This is a genomic window from Maribacter algicola (assembly GCF_003933245.1).
GTDB lineage: Bacteria > Bacteroidota > Bacteroidia > Flavobacteriales > Flavobacteriaceae > Maribacter > Maribacter algicola.
In genome coordinates this window covers 864,344-887,507 of the sequence record NZ_QUSX01000001.1, presented here as the reverse complement: position 1 = coordinate 887,507, position 23,164 = coordinate 864,344, and the positions used below count along the sequence as shown (strand labels likewise).

At 42.9% G+C, this 23,164-nt stretch carries 20 protein-coding genes; 3 read left to right on the top strand and 17 right to left on the bottom strand.

Features of this window, described 5'->3' with window-relative positions; all coding sequences use genetic code 11:
- Position 1 precedes the first annotated feature (1 nt).
- The 10 genes from DZC72_RS03660 to DZC72_RS03615 are packed head-to-tail and all read right to left on the bottom strand — an operon-like array spanning position 2 to position 8,773.
- Positions 2-457 (bottom strand): ABC transporter permease, encoded by a 456-nt coding sequence (locus tag DZC72_RS03660; RefSeq protein ID WP_125221523.1) that lies wholly within the window; start codon positions 455-457, stop codon positions 2-4.
- A gap of 5 nt (positions 458-462) precedes the next feature.
- Positions 463-897, bottom strand: coding sequence for a hypothetical protein (locus tag DZC72_RS03655; RefSeq protein ID WP_125221522.1), 435 nt, complete (start codon positions 895-897; stop codon positions 463-465).
- Positions 898-2,031 carry a beta-ketoacyl-ACP synthase III gene (locus DZC72_RS03650; protein WP_125221521.1) on the bottom strand — a complete coding sequence of 378 codons (1,134 nt, stop codon included), beginning with the start codon at positions 2,029-2,031 and terminating at the stop codon, positions 898-900. It abuts the gene before it with no gap.
- Positions 2,031-2,957, bottom strand: coding sequence for a flavodoxin family protein (locus DZC72_RS03645; protein ID WP_125221520.1), 927 nt, complete (start codon positions 2,955-2,957; stop codon positions 2,031-2,033). The genes DZC72_RS03650 and DZC72_RS03645 overlap by 1 nt, the downstream gene beginning before the upstream one ends.
- Positions 2,954-3,841, bottom strand: coding sequence for an LpxL/LpxP family acyltransferase (locus DZC72_RS03640; RefSeq protein ID WP_125221519.1), 888 nt, complete (start codon positions 3,839-3,841; stop codon positions 2,954-2,956). The genes DZC72_RS03645 and DZC72_RS03640 overlap by 4 nt, the downstream gene beginning before the upstream one ends.
- 24 nt (positions 3,842-3,865) lie before the next feature.
- Positions 3,866-4,108, bottom strand: a complete 243-nt coding sequence (locus tag DZC72_RS03635) for an acyl carrier protein (protein ID WP_125222591.1) — start codon at positions 4,106-4,108, stop codon at positions 3,866-3,868.
- Positions 4,109-4,119: 11 nt separating this feature from the next.
- Positions 4,120-5,340 (bottom strand): beta-ketoacyl-[acyl-carrier-protein] synthase family protein, encoded by a 1,221-nt coding sequence (locus tag DZC72_RS03630; RefSeq protein WP_125221518.1) that lies wholly within the window; start codon positions 5,338-5,340, stop codon positions 4,120-4,122.
- Between the two features lie 19 nt (positions 5,341-5,359).
- Positions 5,360-6,091 (bottom strand): 3-oxoacyl-ACP reductase FabG, encoded by a 732-nt coding sequence (fabG, locus tag DZC72_RS03625; protein ID WP_125222590.1) that lies wholly within the window; start codon positions 6,089-6,091, stop codon positions 5,360-5,362.
- Between the two features lie 28 nt (positions 6,092-6,119).
- Positions 6,120-7,241 (bottom strand): WG repeat-containing protein, encoded by a 1,122-nt coding sequence (locus DZC72_RS03620; protein WP_125221517.1) that lies wholly within the window; start codon positions 7,239-7,241, stop codon positions 6,120-6,122.
- Complete coding sequence (locus DZC72_RS03615) at positions 7,238-8,773, bottom strand: HAL/PAL/TAL family ammonia-lyase (protein WP_125221516.1); 1,536 nt, start codon at positions 8,771-8,773, stop codon at positions 7,238-7,240. The genes DZC72_RS03620 and DZC72_RS03615 overlap by 4 nt, the downstream gene beginning before the upstream one ends.
- 118 nt (positions 8,774-8,891) lie before the next feature.
- Between DZC72_RS03615 and DZC72_RS03610 the strand changes: the two genes are divergently transcribed.
- Entirely contained in the window at positions 8,892-10,136 is a 1,245-nt protein-coding gene (locus DZC72_RS03610; RefSeq protein ID WP_125221515.1) for an NAD(P)/FAD-dependent oxidoreductase, read from the top strand.
- Positions 10,137-10,165: 29 nt separating this feature from the next.
- Here the strand turns inward: DZC72_RS03610 and DZC72_RS03605 are convergent, their stop codons facing one another.
- Together DZC72_RS03605 and DZC72_RS03600 are read right to left on the bottom strand one after the other, a co-directional pair.
- Positions 10,166-10,765: a hypothetical protein gene (locus tag DZC72_RS03605; protein ID WP_125221514.1), complete on the bottom strand. Its 600-nt coding sequence runs from the start codon at positions 10,763-10,765 to the stop codon at positions 10,166-10,168.
- Positions 10,766-10,855: 90 nt separating this feature from the next.
- Positions 10,856-12,139 (bottom strand): serine hydrolase domain-containing protein, encoded by a 1,284-nt coding sequence (locus DZC72_RS03600; protein ID WP_125221513.1) that lies wholly within the window; start codon positions 12,137-12,139, stop codon positions 10,856-10,858.
- A gap of 215 nt (positions 12,140-12,354) precedes the next feature.
- Here DZC72_RS03600 and DZC72_RS03595 point away from each other — a divergent pair, with 215 nt between their 5' ends.
- Positions 12,355-14,013, top strand: a complete 1,659-nt coding sequence (locus DZC72_RS03595; protein ID WP_125221512.1) for a solute:sodium symporter family transporter — start codon at positions 12,355-12,357, stop codon at positions 14,011-14,013.
- 1 nt (position 14,014) lies between these two features.
- On the opposite strand, the gene DZC72_RS03590 is transcribed toward DZC72_RS03595, so the two are convergent.
- Positions 14,015-14,848 (bottom strand): phosphatase PAP2 family protein, encoded by an 834-nt coding sequence (locus tag DZC72_RS03590; RefSeq protein ID WP_243641635.1) that lies wholly within the window; start codon positions 14,846-14,848, stop codon positions 14,015-14,017.
- A 106-nt stretch (positions 14,849-14,954) separates the two neighbouring features.
- A complete protein-coding gene (locus tag DZC72_RS03585; protein WP_125221511.1) occupies positions 14,955-15,857 on the bottom strand; it encodes a histone deacetylase family protein in 903 nt (300 codons plus the stop codon).
- A 53-nt stretch (positions 15,858-15,910) separates the two neighbouring features.
- Between DZC72_RS03585 and DZC72_RS03580 the strand changes: the two genes are divergently transcribed.
- Positions 15,911-16,867 carry an L-threonylcarbamoyladenylate synthase gene (locus DZC72_RS03580; RefSeq protein ID WP_125221510.1) on the top strand — a complete coding sequence of 319 codons (957 nt, stop codon included), beginning with the start codon at positions 15,911-15,913 and terminating at the stop codon, positions 16,865-16,867.
- A gap of 17 nt (positions 16,868-16,884) precedes the next feature.
- Here DZC72_RS03580 and DZC72_RS03575 read toward each other — a convergent pair whose 3' ends face one another.
- From DZC72_RS03575 to DZC72_RS03565, 3 genes are all read right to left on the bottom strand, one after another.
- Positions 16,885-19,032: a Tex family protein gene (locus DZC72_RS03575; protein WP_125221509.1), complete on the bottom strand. Its 2,148-nt coding sequence runs from the start codon at positions 19,030-19,032 to the stop codon at positions 16,885-16,887.
- A gap of 165 nt (positions 19,033-19,197) precedes the next feature.
- The gene (gene metG / locus DZC72_RS03570; protein WP_125221508.1) at positions 19,198-21,324 is read right to left on the bottom strand and encodes a methionine--tRNA ligase; all 2,127 of its coding nucleotides are present in this window, start codon (positions 21,322-21,324) and stop codon (positions 19,198-19,200) included.
- A gap of 126 nt (positions 21,325-21,450) precedes the next feature.
- Entirely contained in the window at positions 21,451-23,151 is a 1,701-nt protein-coding gene (locus tag DZC72_RS03565) for a DUF1501 domain-containing protein (protein WP_125221507.1), read from the bottom strand.
- Between the last annotated feature and the right edge of the window lie 13 nt (positions 23,152-23,164).

Genomic DNA, 23,164 nt, shown 5'->3' with positions numbered 1-23,164 from the left:
CTTATACTTCTTGTATCAAACAGTTCAAAGTACAATCTACAATTAAATCGGCATTTCTAAAAGTGCTGGAACTCATCGTGCAGATACTTACGCCGTTCAGGTCATACCGAGACATGAGTTGTGCTTTCGTTACCAATATATCATGAACTTTGGGCAATTCATAGATCTGCACCTTTTTTATGGCGCTTATATAGCCTATAAGGTCGTTACTGGTACCTTCCATGTCCTTTTTATCGTAAAAGCTTTGACCAACGATGGCGGAACAGGTTTGGGCGGCATTTTCAATAAGTCCAGCTTCGGTAAAAAAACCGTTTTCCAAAAAAATGCAATGGGGGAGTATCTTGAATTCCGTAATGACGGATGTATCGTCTACAAAGGGCATATCACTGACAAAAAGCATTGGGGGCCTGTGGGGCAAGAATTTTCGAATGTCTATTTTTTGCCCATCCCTTTCCATGACGTTTATGCTAAGGCAGTTTTAATCTCACTGGTGGCAATCAAGGTATCGCCGCACTCGACTTTTGCCTCTACTAAAGTCACCCCCATGATATCGTGCAAAATGGTAACCGTGGTAATCAATTCCGAGCCTAGTTTTGGCAGTTCGAAAATTTCGGCTTTTTTAATGGCTCCTATGTATCCTACGGGAGCGGGTTCATTTTTTAAGTAATAGGTATAGCCTTTGTGCATGGCCACGGTTTGGGCCATATTTTCAATAAGCCCAGGTTCCAGAAAGATATTATTGTTACAGAAAAGGTTTTTGTTGCTTATAGTCAATCCAGTGACAATTTTGTTATTAGAGAAATGGTGCAACTTGTCCACCATTACGAATGGCTCCTTTTGAGGTATAAGTTCGATGACGAATTCAGAATCGGTTATGGGCGGCAGTAGTCGTTCCATCTAATAGACGGTTAAATAGGCGTACATATAAGAAAACCTGGCGCTTTCCGGTACATGTAATAATATTTTGTCCCCTTTTTTCAACTTTCCGGAGGCAACCAGTTCCTCCAACATCACATAAATGGAAGCAGCTCCTACATTGCCTACATGCTCAAGGTTCAAAAACCACTTTTCCCATGGCATGGGTATACCTTGTTTTTCCATTTCCGCATATAGACCTTCCTTAAAGTAGTACGAGGAAATGTGAGGCAAATAGTAGTCTACGTCCTCTGGTCCAATACCATGCTTTTCGTAGGCCTGTTTTAAACTATCGACCCCTTTGACCAAGATGTTGGCACCTAACAATCTGGTGTCCTGTTTCATGGCGAATAGGGATAATTTTCCCCATTCGTGGGCAGGGAATTCACTCCATGGCTTTAGATTTCCATCCTCCTTTTTTTCGGCCCCGGCATACATACAGGCGTCCATTTCAAAGGCATAGGAATAGCCATCCATCCACTCAATTTTAAGAGGGTTCGCACCATTGGGTGTATTCTCCAATAGCATTGCCCCGGCTCCATCGGATAGCATCCACCGCAAAAACTCCTTGTTAAAGGCCAGTATAGGATTGTCCTCCAACTCTTTTAAATGGGTAACCTCGTTTTCAAAAATATCACTGGTCATCCAAGAAGAAGTGCGTTCAGAACCAGCACATACTGCATTATCCACTTGTCCCGTCATAACCGAAAGATAACCGTACTTAAGCGCATTCATTCCAGAACAACAAGCACCTGATGGAGAATTAATTTCCATATTGCCGTTCTTCAGATAGCCGTGTACCATGGCGGCGTGGGAGGGTAAAATTTGATCCGGACTAGATGTGCCACAGGACAATAATTGTATATCCTTGGTGGTAAAGTTTTCATCACAAAGCTTCTCAACCACCTCCTTGGTCAATTGTGCATTGTTGTGGGTAGTATTACCATGCTCATCAATAGCATAGTAGCGTTGTTTTATTTGATTGTTTCGAAGGACAACACGTCGTGCTTTGGAAGCTTTACCGTCTATAACTCCCAGTTTTTCCTCCATTTCTTCGTTGGAAACGGGTTTGTTGGGCAAAAATTTGGCAATTTTAGTTATATAAACGTCCTTCATCAATTCTCTTTTAACGCAACCGAAGAATAATAGGCTTTATCATTTCTTCTTCGTTTGTAGCTCGGCAAATAAGTCAGCAAAAATACGATAAAAACTATAGGGGCTATGACCCAAATAGCAAATAACAAATAAATTTTGAAGAAACCAATCCATTTGAGGCGTTTGGGATTTCCGGGTTCTCCTTTCTTGATAATGTGGTTCGCCCATTTGGAAAAAAGTACGTTTCCCCTTTTATCGGTCATTATGAGAAAGGGATTTATGCTAACCCCGTTAAGGGCTAAAATCTCATTTTGAAGGGCGTCATAATTATTGGATAGCAGGGCTTTCTTTATGGGAGCCCCAAATCGCTCCGCTTCTTTAATATCCTTGTCAGACACCCCGGGTTTTGGAAAAATTCCCAAATACCGGTCCTTTTTGCCCGAAAACATCCAATGCGCAATCGTAATCACACTTATATGATTGATATTTCTATCTACCAAGGCGATATGTCCCACTAATTTTGCCCCAACATCAAGCAAGAGTTTCTTCATTTTCTCTTGGGCCATGATCCACATATTTCTACAGGCTACTACGGTGACCACAGGAGTGTCCCCAAGGAGGAATTTTGCATCGGAGGATTTCAAAAAAGAGTTTATGGGTATCGATGGTGTCAAATACCAGACCGGATAGCCCAAAAGCACCAAATCGTACTTTTTGTCCAAAATCGTTTTGGATGGAGATTCAAAATCAGTTGGAATCTGAAGAAAAGATTCCGGAAAGCTATCATAGAATTTTTCCTTCTTCCAGGGAAAGTCATAGGTTGGTTTCGGCACTATTTCATAATAGGAAATACGAACATTATCGCCTTGGATGTTTCTTGCGATATTTTCCAGTATGGTCAATAACTGTCCGGTTTGGGAATAGTATATAATTAAAACTTCCTTCATTTCTTTAGACTGTCTTTCCAAAAGTCAAAATAATTGAACCACTGATAGGGATACCTTTCTAAAATCCATTCCATACTTTGGGTGAATTCACTTAGTAGGGCTTGCGGATCCCGTGCCTTGGCAATCGCTTTTTTTGCATACAGATGATATTCTTTTTTAGGCCCTTTCAAAACATATACGAATAGCACCGGTACCTTTAAACGGGTAGCTAATAGATAGGGTCCCAATGGAAATTCTGCTTCGGCGCCTAAAAATTCCTGTTTTAGGGTTTTGGTTCCAGGGAGGTATCGATCTCCTGTAAAAACGACTAACCCCCCTTGGCCCAGAGCAGTGTGAATCTCAAAAATATGCGACATGTCTTCACGTACCACAATAAATTCCATGGAGGATTTTGCAACAATGCCGTCCATGTACTCCTTAATATTCTCATGTTCCGCATGTGTGGTCACCATGAAAATTTTGGAGATAGAGTATCGGTTTTCAAGAAAATAATGGGATACTTCAAAATTTCCAATGTGGCCACTGATCAATATTCCGCCCTTGTTCTGTTTGAGCAATTCGTCAATGTGTTCTATTCCATCATGTGTGTAGTGATAGACCTCCCGGAATTTTGTTGAAATGGCAACCCTATCAGTAAGTACCTTGCCAAGCATATAATAGCTTTGGTAAATAGCGGCTATGCTTTTCAGCTTGGCGTATTTGAGTCTTCTGTTGAAATAATAGAAAATGGATCTGGAACTTTTATAGGAGAACAAAAAGTAATAAAATACCACGAACCTTAGGACAAAGTAGGCGACTCCTAGTCCAAAAGTATTGAGGAAAAAGATGTATAGCTTATAGCCTAGGACGGTACCTTTAGATTTTCCTTCCCACTCAGTCGCCATTCATCTAGATTGTAAGGTTTGGGTTTAGTCCAGTTTTCTTTCAATTAGGTTGTAGAAATCCTGAAGGGTAATAACGTTTACAAAGTCTTCTCCAACCAATTTAACCCCAAAATTACTTTCCACTGCAACGACCAAATCCACAAAGTCCAAGCTGTCAAGGCCAATGGTGTCCTTAAGGTTTGCATTGGGTTCCAATTCTTCCTCCCCTACTTCAAAATCTTCTATCAAGAAGTCGTTGATCTTCTCAATAATGGTTTGTTTGGTCATCATACTGTTGGTCAACATTTTTTAATAATAAGTGCGGAGTTGGTTCCGCCAAATCCAAATGAATTGGACAAAAATACATCAATTTTTTTATCTATGGTTTTGTTGGCCAAGTTAAGTTTTGCGGAGTCCTCGTCTGGATTTTCAAGGTTTATGTTAGGTGCCACAAAGCTATGTTCCATCATCAACATAGAGTAAATGACCTCACTTGCGCCTGCCATCCAACATTCGTGTCCAGTCATGGATTTAGTGGAGCTTATGAGCGGGTTGCTTTTACCAAATACCTCAAAAAGGGCTTTGGCCTCATTGGCGTCCCCTACCGGGGTCGAGGTGGCGTGGGCGTTTACATAGTCAATGTCCCCCGCATCCATTTTGGCATCTTCCAACGCTCTCTGCATCGCCCTTGAGGGTCCTTCAACATTGGGGGTAGAGATATGGTCCCCATTGGATGAAAAGCCATAACCAATGACCTCGCCCAGAATTGGTGCGCCCCTTAGAACGGCACTATCATAACTTTCCAAAATCAAGGTAGCCCCACCGCCACTGGGAATTAAACCATTTCTATCTAGGTCAAAGGGTCTTGAGGCCTTTGTTGCGTCATCTGGACGGATGCCAAAAACGCCAAGACCATCAAAACTGGCCATGGATATGTGATTGGTCTCCTGTGCTCCCCCTACGATGATACAATCTTGCAGTCCGCTTTTTATTAAATGGTAGGCAAGGCCTATGGAGTGTGAGCCGCTCGCACATGCCGCGCTTAATGTCAAATTAATACCTTTGAGCTTAAAAATTGTGGAAAGGTTCATGGTCACCGTAGAGTTCATGGCCTTAAAAATGGCACCTGAGCCAACAAGGGTGGTGTCTTTTTTCTCTTTAATAATGTCTACGGATTCAACAACGGACAATGCAGTGCTGTCATTTCCATATATGATCCCAACTTCGTTTTGTTCAAAAAAGTCTTCGGTAATTCCGGCCTTTTTCATGGCCTCGAGGGTGGCGACATAGGCATACCTGCTCTCCTCGCCCATGCTGATCCGTTGTCTTCGGGAAAGCAATTTTTTTAAATCAGGGTCCTCCACAATACCGGTTAGGGGGGATCTAAACCCAAATTCTGTTCGAAGGGGGTCGATACCAATCCCTGATTTTCCATGATATAGGGACTGCTTAACTTCCTCCAGATTCTTCCCAATACAGGAATAAATGCCCATGCCCGTGATCACGACTCTCTTCATCAGCCTCTACGTTTTCAATTCATCAGGAATAAATACCTCCGTTTATATTAATTACTTCGCCCGTAATATAGGATGTTTTGTCCGAAGCTAAAAATGAAACGACATGGGCCACTTCTTCGGGTTTCCCAAATCTGTTTACGGGTATCATCTTTTTTAGTTCCAATTCATCCAAATCCTCCGTCATATCTGTTTCTATAAATCCGGGGGCAACCGCATTTACAGTTATCTTTCTCTTGGCTACTTCCTGTGCCAAGGCCTTGGTCGCACCAATTACGGCACTTTTTGCCGCTGAATAATTCGTTTGTCCTGGGGTTCCCTTGAGTCCGGATACGGAAACTATATTTATTATCCTGCCGTATCTATTTGTCAACAATTTTTGAATGAGGGCATTGGTGACATTATAAAATCCGTTGAGGCTTGTATTGATAACAGAGGACCAGTCCTCCATGGACATCCACATGAAGAGTCCGTCCTTCTTGATACCTGCATTGTTCACCAATACCTCGATAACGGCGTTTTTATTTTTGTCATGCCAATCGTCCAATGTATTTTTTACCGCTTGGGAATCGGTTACATTGAATTGTAGGATTTGTCCTGAACCACCCACTTCCTGGACCATCCTCAGTGTTTCCTCCGCAGCTTTCCTGTTACCATTGTAATTGATTAAAAGCTGATATTCTAAATCCTTGGCAAGTTGCAAACAAATGGCCCTTCCAATTCCCCTAGATCCACCCGTGACCAAGGCGTATTTGATTTTTTCCTCTCCCATTAAAAAACGGATATTAATTTTTTACGAATGGTTCCGCATTTTGGTACCATTTGTTGCCAAGTAGTTCGCCTTTGGTATTAAAAAAGCCCCAACCATCTTTTGATTTTATTCGGGCGAAATCACCCAAAAAACCCTTGTCGTTGTTTCCGGCCAAAAAGGCCAATCCAGCGGTAATATCATATTCCATGGGAATAATTAGGTTTCCACTTGTATCTATGAAGCCCCAATCCTTATCCTTAACGGGAGCCAGCCCGTTTTCTGAAAAGATTTCTGCGTCCTTATATTGGAAATCGATGACTGTTTTTCCTTCTTCGTTTATATACCCCCAATCTTTATTTTCCGCTACCGGCGCTAGCCCATTGGAAAAGGCCCTTGCTTTTTTATAGATAGGTTGAATGACCCATTCGCCTTTAGAGTTTACAAAACCGGTCATTTTATCCTTTCTGGCATAGGTTAGGACAGAGTTTCCATGGAAGTTCCAAACCTTGTCTGCACCTTCGATGACGTTAAAGGACCCATTATGAATGATTCCAAAATCAGCTCCTTTTTTACCATATACCCCAGCTTTGTTCCAGGTATTTCCAATTTCCTCGTATTCAACGGGGATAACAACTTTCCCCTTGTTGTCAATCATTCCCCATAATTCTCCATTACGAACCTTGGCGTATCCGTCCCTGAAGGATTTTATTTCATCATAGGAGGGTTCCATAAGTATTTTCCCATCGGTACCTATCAGCCCTATTTTATCCCCTTGACGGATAAAGGCCACGCCTTCCTCAAAGTCATAAAATTTCTCCGTAGAGGGAATCTCCAATTCCTTGCCACTAGGGTCGATGTATCTCCATCGGTCTTCCTTTAAAACTAAGGCATATCCAGAATTAAAGTATTTTACTTTGTCATATGTTGGTTCAATGGCCCAATCCCCTTTCGTGTTGATGTATCCCCACATTTTGTCCTTTTCAGCAGCCGCATATCCTTCCGAGAAGCTTTTGGCTCCTTCAAATTGGGGCTGGATCACATATTTGCCCGATGTGTCAATATAACCGAAAAGGTCGTTTTCACGAACCAGCGCCAGTTCTTGTCCAAAGGAAAAGATGACGGAAAAAAGGATTGTTAAAGTTAAAATTCGTTTCATGATTTTATATTTTGATGGTTAATAATATAGTTCTTTACTTGATTTACATAAGGATACATAATCTCATCCTCTTTGAATGGGGGAACTATGTTACGAACCGCATCGTACATTTTTTTGGTTTTGGAAGAAACCTTGTTGGCCATTTCAAGATATTCAATCGCTTGAACAATGGTTATCATTTCTATGGCAACGACCTCATAGGCATTTTCAATTACTTTTTTGGTGATGAGGGCTGCATTGGTACCCATGCTTACAATATCTTGATTGTCGTTGTTGTTAGGGATACTATGAACATACATAGGGTTGGACAACATTTGATTTTCCGCAGTAGTGGAAGTCGCGGTGAACTGAACCCCCTGCATGCCAAAATTCAGACCTAATGTACCTAAATTAACGAAAGGAGGCAAGATATTGTTCAATTTAGAATTTAATAAATAGTTAAGCTGTCTTTCTGCCAACATACTCAACTTGGTAACCACAATTTTCAGCTTGTCCATTTCCAAGGAAACGTAATCGCCGTGGAAATTACCGCCGTGATATACATGTTTTTTTTCCACGTCCACAATGGGATTGTCATTGGCGGAATTCACCTCTTCCATTAAGATGCGCTCTACCTCATTGAGTGTGTCCCAAACGGGTCCCAAAATCTGCGGAACGCATCGTATGGAATAATATTCCTGGACCTTTTCCTCAAAAACGGATACCTCGTCAATGGAAGTATAAAGATGATGTTCTCTCTTTCTTGTGAGGGAACTGTCCACCAAATGACTACGCATGGCCCGGGCTATTTCCCTTTGGCCTTTATGTTTTTTGGTTAGATTGAGTTCTTCCGATAGATGGTCGTCATACGCCTGCATAATTTCATTGATGGCCGATGAACAGGCAATGGCCCATTCCAATAATCTTCTGGTATAGATTGTGTTCACGATACCTATACCGGTCATTACCGAAGTTCCATTCATAAGACCCAGACCTTCCCTTAAGGCTATTTTTATAGGGCTGATGCCTTCTATTTCAAATACCTCTTTAGTTGGCCTTCTTTCCCCATTGTAAAATACTTCGCCTTCGCCGATCAAGACCAATGCCAAATGGGCCAATTGCACAAGATCGCCACTGGCGCCAACACCACCATGTTCATAAATTAATGGAACGATGTTCTTGTTCAGCAATTGTGCCATTACTTCTATGACGGAGACATGAACTCCAGAATTGCCTAAACTTAGGGTATTCAGGCGGGCCAACATGGCCGCCCTAACATATTTTGGTTCAATGGGATTCGCCGTACCGGAGGCATGACTTCGGATAAGATTATATTGCAATTGAAGGGTTTGTGAATCCTTTATTTTATATTGGGCCATGGGGCCGAAGCCTGTATTCACTCCATAAATAATCTTATTTTTAGAGAATTCCTTTAAGAAATTATGACTTTCCTCTACGGTGTCTAATAGTACTTTGGAAAGAGTAATGGACTTTTGGTCAAAAATTACATCGTAAAAATCCTGTATTCCTAGACTTCCTTTAATTTCTGGCATGTATGGTTGATTCTATAAGGTTTTAATAATACCTTAGTCTTTAAAATTAAGTCTCTTTTGGGCAAATTTAAAATAATTAGTGAATTAGGTTCATGATTGTCATGGAAATCATTTTTAAATGAAAAAAGAAAAAACAGACGTATTGGTGATCGGTGCCGGACCTTCCGGTTCCGTTGCGGCCGCCTACCTTTTTAATGAGGGTATTTCTGTCAAGGTTGTTGAGAAAAACAAATTTCCCAGGTTTGTCATTGGGGAAAGTTTGATACCCAGGTGCATGGATCATTTTGAGGCCGTTGGCCTGCTTGATTGCCTTAAGGAAAAGAACTTTGAAATCAAAACAGGTGCCCGTTTCTTGCAAGGTGCTAAAGTTTGTGAGTTTGATTTTAGTAAAAAACATACCAAAGGGTGGGATTGGACTTGGCAGGTTCCCAGGGCGGAATTTGATAAGACATTAACGGATGAACTACTGAAACGTGGGGTAGACATCGAATTTGAAAAAGAGGTATTGGCGGTGGATTTCAAAGAGAATCATTCGGTTACCACAATTACGGACCAAGAAGGCAATTCTTCTGAGATAGAGGCCAAATTTATTATAGATTCCAGTGGTTTTGGAAGGGTGCTACCCAGATTGCTCGACCTGGAAAAACCCTCGGAAATACCTAAACATTCCTCCATTTTTACCCATGTAAAGGATATAAGGAGACCCAGCGGATGGGAAGGGCATCGCATTACTTTTGATATCGTAAGCCAGGAAACCTGGTTATGGGTCATACCCTTTTCAAATGGATATACAAGTATTGGATATGTAGGGCCCACGGAGTATTTGGAGTCCTTTGAAGGAACCATGGAGAATAGGCTTAGGAATTTGATGAAATTGAGCGACCACTACCATGATAGGTTTGAAGCTCTGCCCTACGTCTTTGAACCCAAAATGATCAAGAACATTGCCAAATCTGTGAAACAGCTTTATGGCAAGGGTTTTGTGCTTACAGGGAATAGTGCGGAGTTTCTAGATCCCGTTTTTTCTTCCGGAGTCACTTTTGCAACGGAATCTGCGCATGTATCGGCAAAATTGATAGCCAAAGAACTTAGGGGGGAAGAAGTGGATTGGGAAACCGAGTATTCCCAATACATGTTGGAAGGAGTAGAGGTATTTTCTACCTATGTGAAGGAATGGTATACGGGAAACCTTCAAAAGATATTCTTTACCGATTCTGAAAATCCGCTTATCAAGGAACAAATTTGTTCCGTACTGGCCGGTTATGTGTGGGACAAGACCAATCCGTTCGTAAAAAACCATCATCGGTTAGTTCGCACCGTAGCCCACATTACGGATTTGGAAAAGGAAAATGCCGGTCTTTAGACTGTCGTTTTCTTGTAGCAATGTAACTTCTACAAAACTTTTTTGTCAAATTCCTGTGCTATGTTTTTTGCCAACTTGGCATAACACTCGGAAATTCTGTAACCAGAGTTGTAATCATAACCCATAGCACCATTTCCTTGAACATCTTTATAGCTTCCTGAAAACAGTATATTATCCTTGTCTCCCGTTTTGTAAATGGTAAAGGAGGCATCTATTTCTGCATTGTGCCTTACAATCCCAACATTGTATCCTGGATATATTTTAGTGGTATGTATTTCCATGGTATAGTCCGCCGCATCTTCGGTTACGGATAGTTCGCCATTTTCAAAGCGTTTATTAAAGGATTCTATAAATTTGGGATGGTACCTATCTGGACGGTCACTGAACCATTCGTTTTTGAATCGTTCACCATCCCCAGCCTTTTTCTCTTCGCGTTTGTCCATTTTGTCCTTCAAGAAGGCTTCCTCGTTTTCAAATTTTGGAATTTGCACATCGGTATAATCAAAGACAACGCTATAGGTATTTATTCCTTTTAGGTTTTTAAAATCTCCCTCATTGATTTTTAAACGTTGTGCGGATACATTTAAGGTAATGAATAATAGTAAAGCGGATACAAATTGTTTTTTCATGATTTAGTTGTTTAATTTTTTAGAATTATAGGGATTTTTACTTTTTATGATTAAATGCCCAATTGGTTAACACGCATGTGGTCTTACATTTTAATCGTCAATAGAAGCGAAAACCATTTGCCTAAACTTCCAGCCCGTATCGTCATTTACAGGGCCCTGGGTCTGTTTCATGATGATTCCTATTATATTTTCTTGGGGATCTGCGAAATATTGAGTGTTAAAGTAGCCGCCCCAACTAAACGTGCCTTCGCTACCTTCACCACCTGCCATGGCTCCCTTTTCGTTGATTAGGTCAAAGGCAATACCATAATGTTTTCTACCATCCCAAATGGTGCCTATTTGGTTACTTAAAATACTATGTACCGTAGTTCTGCTTAACAAACGTTTACCGTTCAGTTCACCTCCGTTGAGGTACATCTGTAAGAAATTGGCATAATCCTGTGCTGTACTGGACAGTCCTGCACCCCCCGAAAAAAAGGTCCCGGAACTATTTGGATAGTCAATATCAAAAATAGGGGTAGTGAAACGTTTCCATTTTTTTCCATCCCTATATTGGACGGCCACCAATCTGTCCCATTTTTCCTTAGGTAAGTAGAAATACGTATCGTTCATTTGTAAAGGCTCAAAGATTCGGGTGCGCAAAAATTTATCAAAGGGCATTCCTGAAACTATTTCTATGAAATAGCCAAGCACGTCAAGACCTTCGCTATAGGTCCATGCTTGACCTGGTTCATGGTGCAAGGGTAGGGTAGCCAACTTTTTTATATTATCCCCTATTAGTATCTTTTTAGAAGTAAAGGCATCGATGATGCCAGCCTTCGCATATATTTTTCTAAAACGTTCATCGCCATCGATCATCCCATATCCTATTCCCGAGGTATGTGTGATGAGGTCCCTAATGGTAATTTGGTTTTCTGCGGGTTTTGTGGTGTAAGTGGAATCAGCCTCGTTAAACGATTCCAAAATCTGGGCTGCTTCAAATTGGGGTATGTACTTTGAGATCGGGTCGTCCAATTTAAACTTTCCTTCCTCCCATAGCATCATTACGGCCGTAGCGGTAATGGCCTTTGTTTGCGATGCAATTCTAAAAATGGCATTTTTTTCCATTGCTTTTTCGGATTCTGAATTGTCCATTCCATAGGCCTTGTGAAAGACAATTTTGCCATTCCTTGCAATTAGCGCTACAGCACCTGGGAGATTACCCTTTGAGACTTCATTACTTAGCATTAAGTCGATTCTATCCAATCTTTCAGAGGACATCCCTTGTTCCGATGGATTCCCTTCTGTAAGTACCGGACTATTTTTTATAGAACTCGTTTGTGCGGTAAGTTGTATGGACAAAAGCACAAGGAAAAGTTTGGCGAGTTGTTTCATTTATTCAGCGTTTGGTTTTATTAAATGTAGCAAATGTTTTTCTTATTTAATCCATTAAATGCATCGGCCAATATTGTATGTCTTATATTAGTTGTCGTCCTTTTGTGCAAATTTCATAATTTGCAGGTCTTCTTATGTACAGAGCGATTTCTGGATATTTCGGAAGGAAGGTATAAGGAAGTATCAAACTAAAAGAACCAACTAATTCTCTCTTTATGGATTTTCTAGCAGTATTCTCATTTCTAGGTTTTACGTTACTTGTGGCGATTATTGCCTGGTACGCCACACGAAGTACCAACGAAAAATCATCCGATGGTTATTTTTTAGGAGGGAGAAGTCTTACGGCAGGGGTCATTGCAGGATCGCTGTTGCTTACCAATCTTTCTACGGAGCAGATTGTAGGGTTGAACGGAAGTGCCTATAAGGATGGATTATCGGTTATGGCATGGGAAACCCTGGCTGCGATGGCGATGGTGGTCACAGCAGTATTTTTGTTGCCAAGATATTTAAAGGGCGGATTGACCACGGTTCCCCAATTTCTGGCAGATCGGTTTGATGTCACTACTAAAACGATTACCTCCGCGTTATTTTTGACCGGATATGTTGTGGTATTGTTACCGGTTATATTGTATTCTGGTTCTGTGGCCATTAGCGGTATGTTCGATGTTCCGGGAATGTTCAATATATCGGAATCATCCGCCTTGGTCTATTGTATATGGGGAATTGGAATCATTGGTTCTATCTATGCGGTTTTTGGCGGACTCAAAGCCGTGGCCGTTTCAGATAGTATCAATGCCATAGGTTTGATAATTGGGGGATTATTGATTCCTGTTTTTGGTTTGATGGCGATCGGGGACGGCAGTGTTACCCAAGGACTGGATGTTTTGATGACCGCGAACCCGGAGCGTTTCGACTCTACGGGGGAAAAAGGTCAAGAAGTACCCTTTGTGACCATATTTACCGGGATGATGTTGGTACAGCTGTTTTATTGGGGCACCAACCAGCAGATTATACAGCGGGCCTTGGGGGCCAAAAATTTGGCTGAGGGGCAAAAAGGGTTATTGTTGGCCGCTTTCTTGAAAATTTTAGGTCCCATTATCCTCGTACTCCCTGGAATGATCGCTTACTATTATTTTGAAGGAGGCTTGGCTTCCAGTGATTTAGCCTATCCAGAGTTGGTTAGGGCCGTATTGCCTAAAACTTTGGTCGGGTTTTTCGCCGCGGTATTGTTCGGTGCCATCTTAAGTTCTTTCAACAGTGTATTGAATAGTTCCGTAACTCTTTTTGGTATAGACATTTATAAACAGCATATCAATAAGGATGCTTCAGAGGCTACCGTGGTAAAATACGGTAAGGTTTTCGGTATTTGTTTGGCCTTGGCCGCTATGTTCATAGCTCCGTTAATTGCTAATGCAGGTAGCTTGTTCAATTATCTTCAGGAAATCAACGGTATATACAGTATTCCCATTTTTACAATAATCGTGGTGGGATATTTAACAAAGCGGGTTCCCGCCATTGCTGCCAAAATTGGAATATTCCTTGGTTCAGCCCTATATATTGTGAGCCAATTTATCATGAAACCCCATTTTATTGGGAATGCGTTGGAGGAGGCCAAGAACGCTGGGGTTACGGACCCTGCTCAATTATCCTTGGTGGAGGCCGACGCCTACCCGCACTACTTACATGTAATGGCGATATTGTTCGTTATGAACTGTGTCATAATGCTTGTTATAGGAAAGTTTTATCCAAGGAAAGAAGCATTTGAATTACGTTATACTGAACAGGTAGATATATCGCCCTATAAATACGTTAAACAAGGAGGAATAGCGGTTGTATTAATTGTGGTGGCCATCTATGTTTACTTCGCAAAATAATTTAAAACCGTAAGTTCAGCCCCACTTGACCTGGGCCAAAATTTAGGTTCCAAGTCACTTTTTTAACATTGTCATTATACTTTTGGTCGTACCTGGAATCCAGATACCTGTCTATGGACTCAACGGTAGCAATACTAATGGCGAAAGCAAAAACCATATCGCTTAACCAATGCTGTCCGTCCCAAACCCTCGATATTCCTGGAATGGCTCCAACCGTATATATTCCGGCTTTAACCCAAGGATTTTTGAACTGTTTTGCAATAGCATAGGCGTTAGTAAATGCTAAAATGGCATGTCCGGAAGGAAACGAATGAAAGTTTCTACTCGGGTTAAAGGGGTCAAAGGTATCTTTGCCCAGTTCTGCTAGGGGTCGAGCTCTCCCTACTACAGATTTCAGTACCTGTTGTAACAATCCGGCAGATGTTGCCGATGCTACCAAGAGCACTCCGGTCCTTCTTAATTTTTCATTTTTTAGAAGTAATCCTGTAAAATAGACACCTGAAGTCGCCAAGTAGTTATTCTCGGGATTCCCATAGGTTTCCCCATAATCCCGTATCCACTTGGGCACACCTTCGCGGTTGTTTCTAATAAACTGAGAGGTATTATCATCAAATAGATATACAATTCCAGTTCCCCCCAATACGGCACCGAATTCCGCCCATTGTCTTCCCTTCCAATGAAAAGGTCTGGTATAGGAATGACCTACGCTTGTAAAGATGTTCCCCATGTCATAAGTGAACATTTTCCAACGCGTGTCTACCGTGTCCAGCGGTGTTGTCTGGGTATGTCCCAAAAGGCTTAAAAACAGTAAAATTAAAAAGGATGGAAGTTTCAATAGTCTTAATTTATTCCCTAAAGTATTAAAAATACGGGGCTTTCAAAGTCGGTATTGGCCAAAAATGTAACTCAAATCAGATTTTGGGAGAAGTCTAAATTTGAAATTAGGAAAAAATGTCCACCGCCAGACGGAAGGTATTGGCATGTGCCTCTACGATGGTTTTGATATCCTTTGAATAGCCACCTCCCATGCTGCACTGAACCGGGATGCCATGCGCTTTGCAGGTCTTTAGAACAAATTCGTCCCGCTGTTTGCAACCATCCAAGCTTAGGGCCAGGGTTCCTAGTTTATCGGTTTCCAACACATCCACCCCGCAGAGATAGAAAATAAAATCAGGACGGTGTTTTTCAATAAGCTGTGGTAAAATATCCTTTAAAATGGTCAAGTATTGCACGTCCCCAGTGCCTTTTTGCAGGGGAATGTCCAAATCCGATATTTCTTTCTTAAAAGGGTAGTTGTTGGCCCCATGCATGGAGAAGGTAAACACGGAGGTATCGTTTTGGAAGATTTCCGCGGTACCGTTCCCTTGATGTACGTCCAAATCCACAATCAGTATTCGGTTCGCCAATTTTTTGGACTGCAGATATCGGGCACCTATGGCCTGATCGTTCAGCATACAAAAAGCCTCACCCCGATTGCTATAAGCGTGATGCGTTCCGCCGGCTATGTTCATGGCAACACCATATTGTAGGGCATACTCACAGGCTTTCATGGTGCCATCGGCAATGATCCGTTCCCGTTCCACTAAATTCTCGTCCAGTGGAAATCCAATTTTTCGGGCCTCCTTATGTGGAATTTTGAGGTTTAGAAGGTCATAAAAATATTCGGCATCGTGGGCCGCAAGGATGTACTTATCGTTTGGGATTTCCGGGGTAAAGAAATTTACATCGCTGCAAGTCCCTTCATACAAAAGCTGCTTGGGCAGGAGTTCATACTTGATCATCGGGAATCGATGACCTTCCGGTAATGGATGATTGTAAATGGGGTGGTAGGCGATTTTTAGCATCGATAGACTATCAATATGCAAAAATATGGAAACCTTAATTACCTTTGGCCCTAATGAAGACCTCAATAACCATAGATGTTGCAAAATGCCAAAAGCTTCTACTGGAAGGTGAATTGGTTGCCATCCCCACGGAAACAGTATATGGTCTTGCCGCCAATGCGTTGGACAGTAAGGCGGTAAAGCGCATTTTTGAGATGAAAGGTAGGCCGGCATTCAATCCCTTGATCGTTCATATCCATCAAATGGAGCAATTGCCCGTTTTGGCGAAGGATATTCCGCAAAAGGCCTATGACTTGGCCGAGGCTTTTTGGCCGGGTTCCCTAACCTTGATATTGCCCAAACAGGATATAGTACCGGAAATCATTACGGGCGGAAAGTCCACGGTAGGGGTGCGAATGCCCAAGCATCCGTTGACGCAAGAACTTTTAAAAGGCTTACCATTTCCCTTGGCGGCCCCTAGTGCCAATCCCTTTACCCGGGTGAGTCCAACCTCTGCGCAACATGTGTGGGACTATTTTGGCGACCGAATACCCGCTATTTTGGATGGAGGGCCCTGCCAGGTGGGTTTGGAATCTACGATTATCGGTTTTGACGGGGAGATTCCCATATTGTACCGAAAAGGAGGTATTCCCAAGGAAGCCATTGAGGCCGTCGTTGGCGAACTAAGGGTATCCACCGAGAATGAAACTTCCCCGGAAGCTCCAGGCATGCTGTTAAAACACTATTCGCCAAGGACCCCATTAATGGTATGTGATGATATTGGGGAAGCCTTGAAGCAGTATTATGATAAACGTATTGGCGTACTCAGTTTCTTCGAGGAAGATTTTCCAATGGCTACCAAGGTCATTACCCTTTCAAAAAATAAGATGATGGAAGAGGCGGCCATGTCACTTTTTGAGGCCTTACATACCTTGGATAAAAGCGGACTGGATTTGATCCTTGCCGAACGTTTTCCGGAAAAGGGCTTGGGCAGTAGCATCAACGACCGCTTGTTCCGGGCTCAAAACTAGGGGTATTAGTTTCATCTTTACCCTTTGTGCAGCTTCAATTGTATCCGTTTTCTAGGAATATCGACGGACAATACCTTTACGATAACCTGCTGATGAAGGCTTACATGGGCATTTACGTCCTTTACGAAGCTATCCGAAAGGTTGGAAACATGAATTAGGCCGCTTTCCTTGATGCCGATGTCCACAAAACACCCAAAATTGGTAATGTTGTTCACGATGCCGGGCAACAACTGTCCGTCCCGCAAATCTGATATGGTTTTTATGTTTTGGTCGAAAGTGAACACCTTCGCCTTTTCGCGACGGTCGAGTCCGGGTTTTTCCAGTTCGGAAAGAATATCCTCCAAAGTGGGTAGGCCGATGGTATCCGTGCAGTATTTTTTAAGGTCGATTTCCTTCAGGAGGGCCTTGTTTCCAATGAGTTCAGATATTCCCTTCTTTTTGTCCGATGCCATTTTTTGTACGATGGAATAGCTTTCGGGGTGTACGGCGGAATCGTCCAATGGGTTTTCGGCATCCTTTATCCGAAGAAATCCGGCACCCTGTTCAAAGACTTTTCCGCCTAAACGGGGAACGTCCATAATAGCGTTTCGACTCCCAAAAGGTCCGTGCGCTGTTCTATGGGCAACGATGTTTTCGGCGAGTTTTGGGCCAATACCGGATACGTAACTTAACAAAGGAACGCTGGCCGTATTGATGTTTACACCTACGGAGTTCACACAACTTTCCACAACGGTGTCCAAAGATTTTTTCAATTTCGTTTGGTCTACATCGTGCTGGTACTGCCCTACACCTATGGACTTAGGGTCGATTTTTACCAATTCTGCCAAAGGGTCAGCCAAGCGCCTACCTATGGAAATGGCGCCACGTACGGTAACATCATAATTTGGAAATTCTTCTCGGGCAATTTTGGAGGCAGAATAGATGGAAGCCCCGGCCTCACTGACCACAAAAACCTCGATGGGATTTTTAAAGGCCACTTTTTTCACCAATCGTTCCGTTTCCCTGGATGCGGTTCCATTTCCAATGGCAATGGCTTCAATTTTATAGGCATCGGCCAAGGAACTTAATTTCTTGATGGCTCCGGTGGTATCGTTTTGGGGAGCATGGGGATATATGGTTTCATTGTGTAAAAGATTGCCCTGTGCGTCCAAACAGACCAATTTACAACCCGTCCTAAATCCGGGGTCAATCGCTAAAATTCGTTTTTCGCCCAAAGGAGCCCCCAACAACAATTGACGCAGATTTTTGGAGAAAACGGCGATTGCTTCGTCATCTGCTTTTTCCTTGGCGTTTTTCAACAGTTCATTTGAAAGGGATGGAAACAGTAAGCGTTTATAGGCATCGGCAATGGCCAATGCTATTTGCTCCGCACAGGCATTGTTGGTTTTGATGATTTTTTCCTCGATGCGTTCCAGTAACCGCTCATCGTCAAGTTCTATTTTTACTCGGATGATTTTTTCCGATTCCGCCCGTAAAATGGCCAATAGACGGTGCGATGGACAACGGTTCAAAGGTTCGCTCCAATCAAAATAATCCCGGAATTTCTGTGCTTTTTCACTTGTGCTGAGCGTAGTCGAAGTATCCTTCATGGCGGTCACCACTTTTGTGGTAATCAAGGCAAAGCGTTCCAACTGGTTCCGGATCATATTTCGAATATCCGTTCGTTCATTGATCCATTCGGCAATGATGTGTCGCGCACCTTCCAAAGCTTCGTCTTCGTTTTGTATTTCAGGACCCAGATATTTGGAAGCTAAAAACTCTATATCGTCCGACCGTTGGGCCATCATGATTTTGGCCAAGGGTTCCAGACCTTGTTTTCGGGCTACCTCGGCCTTGGTTTTTTTGCTTTTTTTGAAGGGAAGGTAGAGGTCTTCCAATTGGGTCAAATCCTCGGCGGATTCAAATTTGGCCCTAAGTTCCGGGGTTAATAAACCCTGTTCCTCAACGGATTTAATAATGGCAATTTTCCGTTTTTCCAAGGCCTCGAACTGTTCCTTAAACTGTACGATGCTGCCAATCTGAACCTCGTCCAAACCACCCGTGGCTTCCTTTCGATATCGGGAAATAAAGGGCACGGTACAGTCCTGGTTAAGTAGTTCCACCGTGTTTTGGATGGCTTTTTCAGGCAGGTTGGTGTGTTTTTGGATATAGGGGATAAGTAACATGGTAAATTATTTTTTGTCTGTTCAGGTGTCCGCCAAAAAGGAGCATTTTTTTGGAGTTGCAGAAGAGAAGTTATCGAACAAGCCTGCTTCGAATAGGTCTCCTATCTCGTCTCCGCTCGATGTGCCAGCTATACACGAGAATCTATTGGAACAAATTCAATTGGATTAATTGATAGTCGCTCCATTTCCGACTCCATCTCCACTGGAATCGAAAGAATTATCAGGATTTACAAACACCAATTTACCTTCCTTGTTTTCCGTCATTAAAATCATGCCCTCGCTTTCTACACCACGAAGGGCCCTAGGTGCCAAATTGATAAGAACGGTCACTTTTTTACCCACAATTTCTTCTGGGGTAAAACTTTCGGCAATGCCGGAAACAATGGTACGAACATCCAATCCGGTATCCACCTTAAGGACCAATAGTTTTTTGGCTTTTGGCATTTTCTCGGCTTCCATGATGGTACCTACGCGCATATCCAATTTGGAGAAATCGTCAAAGGTAATTGTATCTTTCTGAGGCATGAGTTCTTTGTTTTCTTGTTGGTTTGCTTTTTTGGTGGCTTCCAGCTTGTCCAGTTGAGCCTGTATTTCAGAGTCTTCTATTTTACGGAACAATAGTTCGGATTGACCTATTTTGTGTCCGGGTAATAACAGGTTCTCATTTTGAGAAACGCTGTTCCAAGTGAGACTTCGACTACGTTCAGCCTCCAAATTCGGGTCGCTGAGCGGAGCCAAAGCGATATTGAGTATGTTTTTTAACTTATCCGACGTAAACGGTAAAAACGGCTCGCTCAACACGGCTAATCCAGTGGCAATTTGCAAAGCCACATACATAATTGTTTTCACGCGATCCTCATCTTCTTTGATGACCTTCCAAGGTTCGGCATCGGCTAAATATTTATTGCCCAAGCGGGCAAGATTCATCAACTCCTGACCAGCTTCCCGAAAGCGATAGCGCTCCAAGGAACTGGAGATAATCTCTGGAAATTTTTTGAGTTCGTTCAAGGTTTCAATATCCACTTCCAAAAGGGTACTTGGAGTGGGTATTTCACCTTCGTAGTACTTATTTGTTAACACTACAACGCGGTTCACGAAATTCCCAAAAATAGCCACTAGCTCGTTGTTGTTCCTAGCCTGAAAGTCTTTCCATGTAAAGTCGTTGTCCTTGGTTTCCGGAGCATTGGCTGTTAGTGTGTAACGCAACACATCTTGCATGTTTGGGAAATCCTCCAAATATTCATGTAGCCACACGGCCCAGTTTTTGGAGGTGGAAAGTTTGTTCCCCTCCAAATTCAAGAATTCGTTGGCCGGAACATTTTCGGGAAGTATATAACCTCCATGTGCTTTCAGTATGGCAGGGAAAATAATGCAGTGGAAAACAATATTGTCTTTTCCAATGAAATGTACCAATTTGGTGTCCTTGTCCTGCCAGTAGGGTTTCCAATCCTTTCCTTCCCTTAGGGCCCATTCCTTGGTGGAGGAGATGTAGCCAATGGGTGCATCGAACCATACATACAAAACTTTACCTTCACCCCCCTTTACAGGGACGGGAATTCCCCAATCCAGATCACGGGTGACGGCGCGGGGTTCCAGACCCCCATCGATCCAAGATTTACATTGTCCATAGACGTTGGGTTTCCAATCGTCCTTATGGCCTTTTAAGATCCATTCCCTTAAAAATTCCTCATAGCGGTCCAGGGGCAAAAACCAATGGGTGGTTTCCTTTGTAGTGGGGACAGAACCCGTGATGGTCGATTTTGGATGTATCAGATCGGTGGCGTTCAGGGACGACCCGCAATTTTCACACTGGTCGCCATAGGCTTCCTCGTTGCCGCATTTAGGACAAGTACCGATTACGAATCGGTCGGCCAAAAACTGTTTCGCTTCCTCGTCGTATAATTGGGCGGTAGTTTCCTCTATGAAATCTCCTTGTTCGTATAATTTTTTGAAAAATCCCGATGCTGTTTCATGATGTACCTCTGCTGAGGTCCGGGAGTAATTGTCAAAGGAAATGCCAAAGTCCGCAAAGGATTGTTTTATAATAGCGTGATACTTATCGATAACATCCTTGGGTGAAACTCCTTCTTTCTTGGCCTTCATGGAAATGGCCACGCCATGCTCGTCGCTGCCACAAACAAAGGCAACATCTTTTCCTGTTAGGCGTAAATAACGGGCATAAATATCCGCAGGTACGTAGACCCCGGCCAAATGACCTATATGAATGGGTCCGTTGGTATAAGGCAGGGCTGCGGTGATGGTATATCTCTTGGGTGCTGTAGTTGTCGACATCAATGTAAATTAAAGGCACAAAAATAACCATTTTTAATGCCGAGTAGGACCAGATAGTGAAAAATCAAAAAACCCTCGGTGTACCATAGTACGACCGAAGGTCAAGTTACATAGTGGGGAAACCGTTTACGCTACCATTACCGACTTGCTCATCTTTTGATTCTGTACACTTATGCGATAAATGTACTTGCCGGTTGATAGGTGCTTGGGTACGCGCTCTCGTATGTTGATTTCGGTAGAACCTTCTAGCATCATTTCGTTAAAGACGGTACCTACATGTTGTCCAAGAATATTATAAAGTTGAATGTCTACCTGAGCAGAGAAGGGCATTTCCAGGTAAATATGTGGCGTACTATCTGTAGGATAAAATGGCTTGTGCACAATGGCGTTCAATAAATCCGGGTTTACGGGATCCGAACCCTCTTCGCCGGGTTGTGTTGGCGGAGTCACAGGGCCATCGCTGTACACGATATCGGGGAAATCCGTACCGCTACAGTTAAAGCCTAAATTCACCGGGTTGTAGGGGTGGTCCAATAGATGTTGTTCCACCAGCGGAATGTCCACACATAACCATTCGGCCAATACAGTGGCATAAAGGTCACGGAAATCCATGGTGTATTCCAGGTTGCCCCTTCCATCAGGGTCTTCCAACGTAGGGTGGTCGCCTACAAAGGCACTTCCGTTCAATCCCGAACCAAAGAACAGGGTAGGGGCCGCCTTTCCGTGGTCCGTTCCGTTTGAACCGTTTTCGAATATCCTTCGGCCAAATTCCGAAAAGGTCATACTCAAAACCTTGTTGTCCTGTTGCGTAAATCCTAAATCCTCGTAGAAATTATTAATAGCAACCGATAGATTGGTCATTAGTCGTTCGTGCGCCAAAGGCTGGTTCCCATGAGTGTCAAAACCGCCCATAGATACCATATATACTTTGGTTCCCAGATTGCCTTTTATCAATCTCGCCAATAGGGCCATCTGACGAGCAAATCCGTTCTGTTGATATTCTACTTGGTTTTGGCCTCTTTCGTAGGCCTCGTGAATTAGACCGGAGTATTCGTACGTGGTATTCGCCACACCTCTTAAAAATTTCAATTGATCCCCGTACATACAACCGTTGAAGAGGGCATTGTCCAAACCGTAGACCACACCAGATTCCGCGATTTCTTGTAATTGATCCACATTAGAGGTTACAAAGGCATAGTTTGTTTCTTCTCCTTGGAAAATTAAATTTCCAAATTGACCGATCTGTATTGCTGCCGGTGCCGCTGGAGGATTGATCAAATAATCGGGATAGATATTTTCAAAATGCCTTCCCATCCATCCTGTGTTCAGACCGCTAAAACCGGTTGTGGTCAAATCTGTGTTGGCATAAATGTCCGACCCCGTAAAATGGGACAAACTTTGATTTTCATAACCTACTCCATGAACGGCTTTAAACTGGCCGTTGCCCCATAGGGGCTCCAAGGCGCCCATGTAGGATGGAACCCCAAACTCGTCCGTAAGTTTTAACACTTTACTTTCCGGGATATAAATGTTGGGCCGTGCATTGGCATAACTGTCATATTGTTCAATGGGTATAACGGTACTTAGACCATCGTTGCCACCAGATAACCTTATGAGAATTAGGATATTATCCGTTTCGGCCGCTGCAATTCCTGCAGTCAATGGGGACGGGGAGGATGCCGTTAGCATATTGGCTCCCAGCAACATAGAACCGGAACCGGCAATTCCTAATGCCTGTAAGAAGGAACGTCGGCTCCATATTTGATGTTCTTTATCATGACCATCGTGTTCTAGTCCTTTGTGGGGTGAGTGGTGTGTATGGCACATAGCGGTAGGTATT

Coding starts and splice junctions, on each gene's coding strand:
- DZC72_RS03660 (WP_125221523.1), bottom strand. CDS start 457: ATGGAAAGGGATGGGCAAAAAATAGACATTCGAAAATTCTTGCCCCAC.
- DZC72_RS03655 (WP_125221522.1), bottom strand. CDS start 897: ATGGAACGACTACTGCCGCCCATAACCGATTCTGAATTCGTCATCGAA.
- DZC72_RS03650 (WP_125221521.1), bottom strand. CDS start 2,031: ATGAAGGACGTTTATATAACTAAAATTGCCAAATTTTTGCCCAACAAA.
- DZC72_RS03645 (WP_125221520.1), bottom strand. CDS start 2,957: ATGAAGGAAGTTTTAATTATATACTATTCCCAAACCGGACAGTTATTG.
- DZC72_RS03640 (WP_125221519.1), bottom strand. CDS start 3,841: ATGGCGACTGAGTGGGAAGGAAAATCTAAAGGTACCGTCCTAGGCTAT.
- DZC72_RS03635 (WP_125222591.1), bottom strand. CDS start 4,108: ATGACCAAACAAACCATTATTGAGAAGATCAACGACTTCTTGATAGAA.
- DZC72_RS03620 (WP_125221517.1), bottom strand. CDS start 7,241: ATGAAACGAATTTTAACTTTAACAATCCTTTTTTCCGTCATCTTTTCC.
- DZC72_RS03615 (WP_125221516.1), bottom strand. CDS start 8,773: ATGCCAGAAATTAAAGGAAGTCTAGGAATACAGGATTTTTACGATGTA.
- DZC72_RS03610 (WP_125221515.1), top strand. CDS start 8,892: ATGAAAAAAGAAAAAACAGACGTATTGGTGATCGGTGCCGGACCTTCC.
- DZC72_RS03605 (WP_125221514.1), bottom strand. CDS start 10,765: ATGAAAAAACAATTTGTATCCGCTTTACTATTATTCATTACCTTAAAT.
- DZC72_RS03600 (WP_125221513.1), bottom strand. CDS start 12,139: ATGAAACAACTCGCCAAACTTTTCCTTGTGCTTTTGTCCATACAACTT.
- DZC72_RS03595 (WP_125221512.1), top strand. CDS start 12,355: ATGGATTTTCTAGCAGTATTCTCATTTCTAGGTTTTACGTTACTTGTG.
- DZC72_RS03585 (WP_125221511.1), bottom strand. CDS start 15,857: ATGCTAAAAATCGCCTACCACCCCATTTACAATCATCCATTACCGGAA.
- DZC72_RS03580 (WP_125221510.1), top strand. CDS start 15,911: ATGAAGACCTCAATAACCATAGATGTTGCAAAATGCCAAAAGCTTCTA.
- DZC72_RS03575 (WP_125221509.1), bottom strand. CDS start 19,032: ATGTTACTTATCCCCTATATCCAAAAACACACCAACCTGCCTGAAAAA.
- metG (WP_125221508.1), bottom strand. CDS start 21,324: ATGTCGACAACTACAGCACCCAAGAGATATACCATCACCGCAGCCCTG.
- DZC72_RS03565 (WP_125221507.1), bottom strand. CDS start 23,151: ATGTGCCATACACACCACTCACCCCACAAAGGACTAGAACACGATGGT.